The organism is Aquitalea sp. S1-19, assembly GCF_024343515.1.
In genome coordinates this window covers 1-2,051 of record NZ_RJTZ01000240.1, presented here as the reverse complement: position 1 = coordinate 2,051, position 2,051 = coordinate 1, and the positions used below count along the sequence as shown (strand labels likewise).

Sequence of the window (2,051 nt, the reverse complement as noted above, 5' to 3'; positions counted from 1 at the left end):
GTAAATATGGTTGAGCACTCATCTCATGGTACTTGTAAGTTGGTTTCAGAAAAGCTCTGGAATATGATGGTTTGTATACCACCAAAAGAAGAGCAGCTTAGAATTGTTAAAGCTGTCGATGAATTAATGGCCCTCTGCGACCAACTAAAATACCGCCTGCAAACCAGCCAACAGACCCAGCTCACCCTGGCCGAGGCATTGGTGGAAGACGCTCTGGCCTGACCGCTGGCAGGGTGTCCGTGGTGGTGCCCTGCATCCTGATCATGGCTATTGCCTTAGCGCACGCACGGCCACTTTTCCCCTTTATCGTTAAGCAGGTTGTTTCAGTTATGAGCCTCTACCATATCGCCAATCAACAGCTGACCCCGTTAATCCCGACCACCTTTGCCGCCGAAGGGCTGCAAGAGCGTCAGGATCTGCAGGAGGCGTTAAAGCGCAATATCGATGCCATTGCGCCCGATTGTCTGGTGATTGCCGACGAGTTTTCCGACTGGGAAGACAGCCGCCGCCGCATCGACCTGCTGGCCATCGACCGCAATGCCAATCTGGTGGTAATCGAGCTCAAGCGCGATGAAATCGGCGCCCATATGGAGCTGCAGGCGCTGCGCTATGCCGCCATGATCTCGAACATGACCTTTGATAAGGCCTGCGACTATTTTGAACGCTATCTCGCCGCTGAGGGGTTAGCCGATGGCGACAGAGAGTGTGCCAGAGAGAAACTGCTGGCGTTTACCGGACTGGATGAGAGCCAGCTTGATGATTTCGGCAACGATGTGCGCATCGTGCTGGCCTCGGCCGCCTTTGGCAAAGAGCTGACCACCTCGGTGTTATGGCTGCGGGACAAAGGCATTGATATCCGCTGCGTGCGCTTGACCCCATTCAAATACCAGGGCGAGGTGCTGATCAATGCCGAGCCGATTATCCCAGTGCCGGAAGCGGAAGCCTATCAGGTCAAATTCCGCGAAAAGCGCGCCGAAGAACGCGCCAGCCAGCAAAGCTCACGCGACTACAGCAAGTACCGTTTTAATGGCGAGGTCTACAACAAACGCAAGTTGGCGTTAGCGGTGATTAGGCAGTGGATCAAGGATCGCCAGTTCACCAGCTTTGCGCAGATAAGCAGCCATCTGTCGCAGTACAATTTGCCAAGGGCCGTCATCTTGGTTGATCAGATTGCCGGGAAAAATCTGAATCGCTGGCATTCGGCTGCCGGGGATCTCATTGTGCTGGCGTCTGGTGAACAAGTCGCGGTTTCTAATCAGTGGGGAGGAAATATCAATGATCTGGTGCGGGCGATGGCGCAACAGGTTGACGCCATTGAAAAAGTTTAGTGTTTCAAAGGGGGCGCACCCCGCTGAAATCAACTAAAAAGCAGCCAGCCGCCCCCGTGCAGGCCAAGGTGCAGGTGGTGCGGGGGTGGGGCGGCTCAGCCTTGCCGGGTTGGCGACGCCCATCTAGCCCTCGCAGAGGGTGTGGCCGCATTGCCGCACCCACGCCCGCAAAACCGAACGCTCGGCATGTGCGACCGCCGTATACAGCCCGTGCCGGGTTGCATTGCGACAGCTGATCGTCTTGCCGGTTTCAGTTTTCGGGCCGGTGGATTTTTCCCACGGCCGCCATTGCCGGATCAGTTCTGCCTGCTTCGCCCGCCGCTCCGGCGTCCAGCCATTCGCTTTGCTCATTTTGGGTTTCCAATAGTTCGTTTGACTGCCTGTCAGATTTTTTTCCGCGCGCGGGCGCGTGGTTGTTGACCTGCTGTGGGCCGTGCGCAATGTTGGCTTGCCGGGCAAAGACCTTGGGCGCCGGGTTCTTGATCTCGGCCAGCGCTTCGACAGTGGCACGACACTGCGCCTGCGCTTTTAGCGCCAGCTTGAGTTCCAGCTCTCTGGTCTTGTCGTGTTTGGCTGCCAGTGCGCGCCGGGCCTGATCCTGAAACAGCAGGTTCAGGGTGACGGCCTGAGCCGCCAGCATCTGTTCCAGCGTCTCCAGATTGCCGGCCACCACCTGGGTGGCAATTGCCGCAATGGCACTGGCACAGCCGGGCACATCGACAT

At 57.1% G+C, this 2,051-nt stretch carries 3 protein-coding genes; 2 read left to right on the top strand and 1 reads right to left on the bottom strand.

Features of this window, described 5'->3' with window-relative positions; translation table 11 throughout:
• Together EGI20_RS17730 and EGI20_RS17725 are read left to right on the top strand one after the other, a co-directional pair.
• Nucleotides 1-222 (top strand): restriction endonuclease subunit S domain-containing protein (locus tag EGI20_RS17730; RefSeq protein ID WP_498633039.1); only part of this gene is annotated, 222 nt, incomplete at its 5' end.
• A 107-nt stretch (nucleotides 223-329) separates the two neighbouring features.
• The gene (locus EGI20_RS17725; RefSeq protein WP_498633037.1) at nucleotides 330-1,328 is read left to right on the top strand and encodes a hypothetical protein; all 999 of its coding nucleotides are present in this window, start codon (nucleotides 330-332) and stop codon (nucleotides 1,326-1,328) included.
• Nucleotides 1,329-1,578: 250 nt separating this feature from the next.
• On the opposite strand, the gene EGI20_RS17720 is transcribed toward EGI20_RS17725, so the two are convergent.
• On the bottom strand, nucleotides 1,579-2,051 hold a 473-nt coding region (locus tag EGI20_RS17720), incomplete at its 5' end, for a hypothetical protein (RefSeq protein WP_498633035.1).

Bases quoted from the DNA above. Each gene is read 5' to 3' on its own strand.
- EGI20_RS17725 (WP_498633037.1), top strand. From the start codon at position 330: ATGAGCCTCTACCATATCGCCAATCAACAGCTGACCCCGTTAATCCCG.